Annotated in this window: 5 protein-coding genes (1 of these 5 only partly in view); 1 reads left to right on the forward strand and 4 read right to left on the reverse strand. The window is 38.9% G+C overall.

Translation table 11 applies throughout. The features are described 5' to 3' along the window. Positions 1 to 109: 109 nt before the first annotated feature. A complete protein-coding gene (locus BFM96_RS02750) occupies positions 110 to 1,558 on the forward strand; it encodes a CHAP domain-containing protein (protein WP_068990032.1) in 1,449 nt (482 codons plus the stop codon). A gap of 31 nt (positions 1,559 to 1,589) precedes the next feature. On the opposite strand, the gene BFM96_RS02755 is transcribed toward BFM96_RS02750, so the two are convergent. The 4 genes from BFM96_RS02755 to mreC all read right to left on the reverse strand — a co-directional run. Beyond that, positions 1,590 to 3,797, reverse strand: coding sequence for a hypothetical protein (locus tag BFM96_RS02755; RefSeq protein ID WP_068990035.1), 2,208 nt, complete (start codon positions 3,795 to 3,797; stop codon positions 1,590 to 1,592). Between the two features lie 191 nt (positions 3,798 to 3,988). After that, positions 3,989 to 5,230, reverse strand: a complete 1,242-nt coding sequence (gene pcsB / locus BFM96_RS02760; protein WP_068990038.1) for a peptidoglycan hydrolase PcsB — start codon at positions 5,228 to 5,230, stop codon at positions 3,989 to 3,991. 95 nt (positions 5,231 to 5,325) lie between these two features. Continuing rightward, positions 5,326 to 5,823: a rod shape-determining protein MreD gene (mreD, locus tag BFM96_RS02765; RefSeq protein ID WP_068990041.1), complete on the reverse strand. Its 498-nt coding sequence runs from the start codon at positions 5,821 to 5,823 to the stop codon at positions 5,326 to 5,328. Between the two features lies 1 nt (position 5,824). Next, positions 5,825 to 6,497, reverse strand: the 3' portion of a protein-coding gene (gene mreC / locus BFM96_RS02770; RefSeq protein WP_068990042.1) for a rod shape-determining protein MreC. Its footprint extends 134 nt past the window's final position; 673 of the gene's 807 nt are visible here — the last part of the coding sequence; its start codon lies off the right edge, out of view — the gene reads right to left on this strand; the stop codon is at positions 5,825 to 5,827.

The raw sequence follows: 6,497 nt of genomic DNA on the forward strand, positions 1-6,497 counted from the left end.
AATTATAACACAATCATTCGTTTATTGTCTTGTGAAATCCCAATTCTTAGCAAAATTCTTTCACATCTTTTACGAATAAACTAATACCAAGTTTATGTAAAGGAGTTCTATGAAACAATCTCTTCTTTTCCTAGCTATCTGTCTCACCCTGATTTCTACAAGTCAAGCAAGCCAAGTGCAGGCGATGACCATGCAAAAAGACATGTTCAACAGTCATCCATCCCTTCCTTATATTACTCCAAACCAAACATTATTTCCAAAAACTCTCTCTTCGACAATTCAAAATCCATTGCTGCCAACCATAGATAGCCATTGCTCAGATGGATATCTGACGATTTCCATTCAAGGAATTTCTACACATGTCCACCAAGTTTCCTTACAAATAGCTTTGGAGCAGGCCGAAAACCATAAATACCACTGGTATAAAGCTGAAAAACAAGCCGACGGAAGCTATATTGCTCACCTTTCTCTGAAAGACTACCACTACCAGACAGGAGACTATACAGTGTATCTTTATAATCAGGAAACAGTGAACTCTCCTCTCACTGCCCTGGCCTACACTCAGTTTTCTGTCCAACCAGAACAGCTGCCACAGGCAGAAAAACTTCAGCCAAATTTGAAAATCGAGCAGATTGATCCCATCTCAGCGACCTACCAGCTCTCCCTTACCGAAACAGAGCAATCCAAAATCGTCCAATCTGCACAAGCAATAGTCTGGAGTAAGGACGAAACCAATGCACACACCTATCCTCTCACCCTCACTAGCCCAGGAAAATGGAGCACGCTAGTGGATAGCAGACATCATCAACTCTTTTCAGGCCATTACCACAACCAAATCACGATTACCTATCTGGATCATAGTCAAGAAACCTATTACCTTCGAGATGTCCAGTTAGAAACGGAGCATCTCACAGCCACTCTCAAAACAACTCCTTTATCCGCTGATACATACGAATTCCTCATTAGCGATACCAAAGGAGTGGGGGAATTACAGCTCGTCAGCTATTCGGAAACCGTCGCACCAGTCTGGAGCACCGTTACTCAAAAAGACAATGGTCTATATCATGCTCTTCTTTCGACACAAGCATTTGTAGCAAATGAATCTGTCCATAGCGAACTTTATCGGACTATTGGGGGAAATCCCTTTAAAATAGCCGAACTTTCTTTTACAATGGATAAACCAAGCAAGAAAGAAAGTCCAATCCTTCTTTCCTCTTCAGTCGATAATACCTATCCCGTAGGTCAATGCACCTGGGGTGCCAAAGAACTCGCTCCTTGGGCTGGAAATAACTGGGGAAATGCCAAAGATTGGAGTCAGACTGCTCAAGCATTCGGATTTAAGATTGGAAATCAACCAAAAATCGGAGCTATCATTTGCTGGGAAGGCGGAGACTACGGCCATGTTGCTGTCGTCACAGATGTCCAATCCCCAACCAACATTCAAGTACTCGAATCAAATTTCGACCATCACATGAACATTTCCAACTACCGTGGTTGGTTCGACCCCACTATCTGCCAAGGAAAAGTCAGCTATATTTATCCACCAGAAAAACCATGATTTCACCTGAAATTCATGGTTTTTTCTATGACTAATTAACTTTCTTTCTTGACAGATAAGCTGCGACAAACACTGGTAAAGCTCCTAAGATTGAAATAATCGTAGGCATGGTACCTGTCTTGGGCAATTGCTTTTGATTCCTGTTTTTTGAAATAGATCCCGATGCGTCACTGATTTTCGTCTTTTCTTCCCTTACAATTCTATGCGATGACGCAGTTTCCTCGCTTGATGAAGAAGTACTTTCTGTCACACTTGGAATACTCTCAGCAGTAGCAGAACTGGAACTTGTCGTTGTTGGTTCCTTATCTGAAGCATCACTACTTGACGATACAGTGCTGTCTGAAGACGGATTTGTAGCATTTTCAGAGGATGAATTCATATCTCCAAGCGATGACGCAGCTTCCTCACTTGATGAAGAAGTACTTTCTGTCGCACTTGAAATGCTCTCAGCAGTAGCAGAACTGGAACTTGTCAGTGTTGGTTCCTTATCTGAAGCATCACTACTTGACGATACAGTGCTGTCTGAAGACGGTTTTGTAGCATTTTCAGAGGATGACGTGCTAGATTCTGTTGATGGAGCAGTAGATGCAAATGTTTCTTGGTCGAATTTTTTAAAAATAGCTAACAAATTCTCTTTACGACTCTCTATGCCTTCCTCTGTCTCCTCATCTCCAAACCGTAATGCGTCTAACACAGACAGATAGGGTTCTTTTTGATCAATCAAATCCACCCATGTTTGGTGGCGTTTGTCCTTCGGTAAAGCATTGATTTTATCAATTAATTGATTATAAGCAGAGACAGCTTTTGTCATCGCATCATACTTCTTCTCAGCAAGCGATAGTAGAGATAGGGCAGCATCCCTCTTTTCCTCTATCACCTTACTATCTCCTGTATACCTAATTTCATCTAAAGCATTATAGAATTTATAAGGTAAATCCACAGATCTCACTTTTTCCTTGCTTGCAAAAAACTCCTCACTACTTGGTCGTGATGCAGATACAGATGGTGACTTTGTTATAGGTTTAGATCCAGCAGGTCCAGTTATAAGAGAAATTGTATAACTATGTTTTTCCCCGCCTTGTTTCTCTTCAAATTGATTCGCTTGGATTAAAATATCGTTGATGACCGTCATTTGCTTCAACAAATGCTCCCATTGTTGAATCTTTTTCTGCTTGGTAGCCTCTAACTCTTCAAAAGTTTGAAATGCTTGAGATAACCCAGCAATCGTAAAGTCATCATAAGAAGTATAACCATTTTCATTTACAAATAAATCAGAAATTTCTCCTGAAATGTTGATATTTTCTAATTTCTGAACGGCTGCGGCTATGGTCGATTTCTTACCATTGACTTCTTTTACCGCCTGAGCAATCGCTTTTTCGTCTGCTATTTTGCCTTTAATGCGGTTTTCTAGTAAAGTTAATTTTCTCAACACATCTTCTCGATCTACAGAAGTGTATTGAATACTTCCCCAAGCAAAACGCAACATTCCATCAGCAAAATCAATAAACTGTTCCTTACGAGTTTCTTCTGGCTGTGCATTAAAATAGGTCACTACCTCATTATATTTTTCTCTTGCTTCTTTTAAATCGTCATAACTTTTCTCCAAATTACGTAAATCATGAAAGGCTAACTGCTGATCTCGAATCATTTCGTTTTCATCACGACTAGCATAAGAATTGATTAAACTACGGAATTCATATCCTACAGAGGGCTCTATTATATTATTAACGGTAGGATAACCGTATCGAATATCTGATTTTGGAGAGCTGTTAAATACTGATAATCTTCCTAAATCTGAAAATCCTAATTTATGCTCAATTCCTTTACTCGCATAAAACGCATTCCACTCGGTCAAGACTTTATCAATTAACTCATATTTGAATTGTACAGTAGAAAGTTTTCGCACCAATTCATCTTTTTCTTGACTGATATACGTGTCAAGACTATCCAGCTGATAAATTTCAGAAGAGAGAATTTTCTTAATCTGATCTTCACTCAAATCATTATTCTTCAACTTCAAAATCGCTGCTACGACTTCATCACGTTTCGCTTCTACTTCTTGAATAGATGCTTGATGTTCCTGTTCCTCTGTACTGACACTGCTGTTATCCGTCTCTTCATCCGCGTACGCAACGACAGGCACATGATGAGAAAGATTCTGACCCACTGTCGCTGTACCCAATCCAATCGAAACAACCCCTACCGCCAAGGTTCGAATGCTAAATTTTGTATATTTCATACTTATTCTCCTTAGACTTTTAAACCCATCAAATCCTGTTTTATCACTTGATTCTAATGCAAAAACAATTCAGATATGACTGTTTATTAATTATTATTATTTTCTTTTTTATTTTACCCCCCCCCCACTATATTTTGTCAAGAGTTTTTTGAGAATACACAAAAAAGAGAGGAACCCCTCTCTTTTCATTCTTAATTCGGATAGATGTAAGTCACAACACCTTGAGCAATCGTTGGATCAAACCAACCACGATAATTACCAATACTCATATTACCATTGTAGTTCGATTCAGAAACTTGAATACGATTCGTAGATTCAACAGCTGTTACCACGGCTACATGTCCATAGCCACCATCATTCCAAGAAGCAATCGCTCCTACTTGTGGTACAGAACCTGTTCGGAAACCTGCTGCTGCTGCACTAGCTGCCCACTGACCGCCATTTCCCCAGTAATCTCCTGCCCAAGGAGCAAGAGTTTTAGCTCCCCATGTACATTGGCCGACTGGATAAGTCACAGCAGATGAATTGTACGTTGGACGAGACACTGCTGGAGCCGGTGCTGCTTCCTGTACGGCTGGTTGAGATACTACAGGAGCCGGTGCTGCTTCTTGTGCTACAGAAGGAGCTGCTGGAGTTTGTTGAGCCGCTTGTACTTGAGCTGCTAAATTTGTATTAGCAGAGGCTGCCATTTCTTGTGCTTTTCTCTCTTGTTCAGCCTTGTAAGCTGCCTCTCTCGCTGCTGCTTCTGCTGCTGCTTTTTCTGCTGCTGCTTTTTGTTCAAGAAGAGCACTCTTTTCACCTTCTGCTGTCGCTTTTTCAGCAGCTAAATTTAATTGAGCAACTTTCAATTCAGCTTCTTTTGTTTCTAATGCCTTTGCATCATCTGCCAATGTTTGTTGGTTGGCAATAACAGTGTTAATCGCTTCATTGTTTTCCACTTGTTTTTCAGCAATTGCTTCTTTGTCTTGCTTTTGCTGTTCCAACATTTTATTATTAGCTGAAACAATTTCACTCATAGCAGATACACGGGAAACAGCTTCGGTAATCGATTTTGAATTGATAATCGTATTGATATAGTTCGTTGCTGTTCCGCTTGTTTGAGCACTACGTGCTTGATTGGCAAGCGATTCATTACGAGCAACGATATTTTTAGAGAGAGTTTCAATTTCTGCTGACAATTTTTCTGACTCAGCCTGTAATTTTTCATTCTCAGCTTGCAATTTCTCTTGCTGTGCCTGAATACTTGAAACTTGACCTTGAATTTGATCAACCTGAGCTTGAGCAGATTGTTGTTGTGCTGCTATACTATTGATTTTGTTATTTTGAGCTGCAATCTTATCATCCGTAGAATCAGCAATTACAGTCGTTAAACTAGCACCTTGCGATAATATGATTGTACTTAATAAAATCGAAGTAACAAATTTTTTCTTCATAAAATTATAAACCCTTTCTTATAAGACAATCCTAATTATACCAAAAAAAGAGCGAAGATATATTACGCCCTTGTTACATTTCAGTATCCTTCATATCATAAATATATTTTCTCCATAAGCGGTTGTAAAATCAGCATCAATCCCAAATTAAACACAAGCGTCGGAGCTAGCATATACACTATAAAATGGCTCAGCACGCCCATTGAAATACCAAGAAAACTCGCCATTGCAAATGTAAAACTGTCAAAAAAAACAATCAACAGCAAAACCGATAAACACCGAGTCCAACGATTACGCATCAAAATATCACTAAAATGATTGATAAAAATCCCCATGCTCGGCAAAATAAAAGTAACCATCCCAATCAAATGGAAATAATAAGCATCGTACAAAATCCCAATGAGAAATAACAAACCAATCGTCAATAAATCTGGCAAGTTAATCGATAAAAATAGAAGGCTAATCAACAATACATGGGCGACAGGATAAATCATAGGGAAAAAAGATTGTACAAGATTAGAAATATGAGTATCCATTAACATAAGTAGCAATAAGATTAAAAACGGCTTGCATAAATACCTTACTATTTTCATACTATTTCCCTACAACTGTCACTACTCGCAAATCAGATAAATCCGCACTTGGTTTCACTAAAATTTCTTTCGTTAGATAATCAGGCAACTCAATGATTGCTACAACAGTTCCAACCGAAATATCCGATACACTTTTTTCGCTCAAACCGCTGGTCGCCACCTTATCTCCTTCTTTCAAACCCTCATAAGAATTCAATTGACCTACAACAAAAGCTTGTTTTTCTGCATTATAACCCTGCAAAATTCCATAGACCATCCCCTTGTCCGTCTTGATTTGAACAGAAATATTCTCAGAATTCTTCTCATTCGTCAATAAATGAACCAAACTAGAATGAGGCTGAACATCAACCAAATTTCCTATCAGGCCACCCTTTGCTACCACCAACATTCCTTTTTCCAAACCATTTTTCGATCCAGCATTGATTGATAATTCCTCCAACCAAGAAGAAGGATGTCGAAAAATAACATCCGCAGAAAGCGAAACACCACCTTTTAAAGACGATTTCATATCCAATAATGCACGCAGTTGGTCATTTTCTTCTTCTAAATGATGCAGTTTAGCTTGATTGGTATCCACTTCATACAAAGATTGCTTTAAATCTCTATTTTCTTGATAAGTTGATACCAAGTGCATCGTATCCTCTTTTACCATTTCCAATATTTGAAAAGGTTTC

Origin of the sequence: Streptococcus himalayensis, assembly GCF_001708305.1 — a bacterium.
In the GTDB taxonomy this organism is placed as follows: domain Bacteria; phylum Bacillota; class Bacilli; order Lactobacillales; family Streptococcaceae; genus Streptococcus; species Streptococcus himalayensis.

Coding starts and splice junctions, on each gene's coding strand:
- BFM96_RS02750 (WP_068990032.1), top strand. CDS start 110: ATGAAACAATCTCTTCTTTTCCTAGCTATCTGTCTCACCCTGATTTCT.
- BFM96_RS02755 (WP_068990035.1), bottom strand. CDS start 3,797: ATGAAATATACAAAATTTAGCATTCGAACCTTGGCGGTAGGGGTTGTT.
- pcsB (WP_068990038.1), bottom strand. CDS start 5,230: ATGAAGAAAAAATTTGTTACTTCGATTTTATTAAGTACAATCATATTA.
- mreD (WP_068990041.1), bottom strand. CDS start 5,823: ATGAAAATAGTAAGGTATTTATGCAAGCCGTTTTTAATCTTATTGCTA.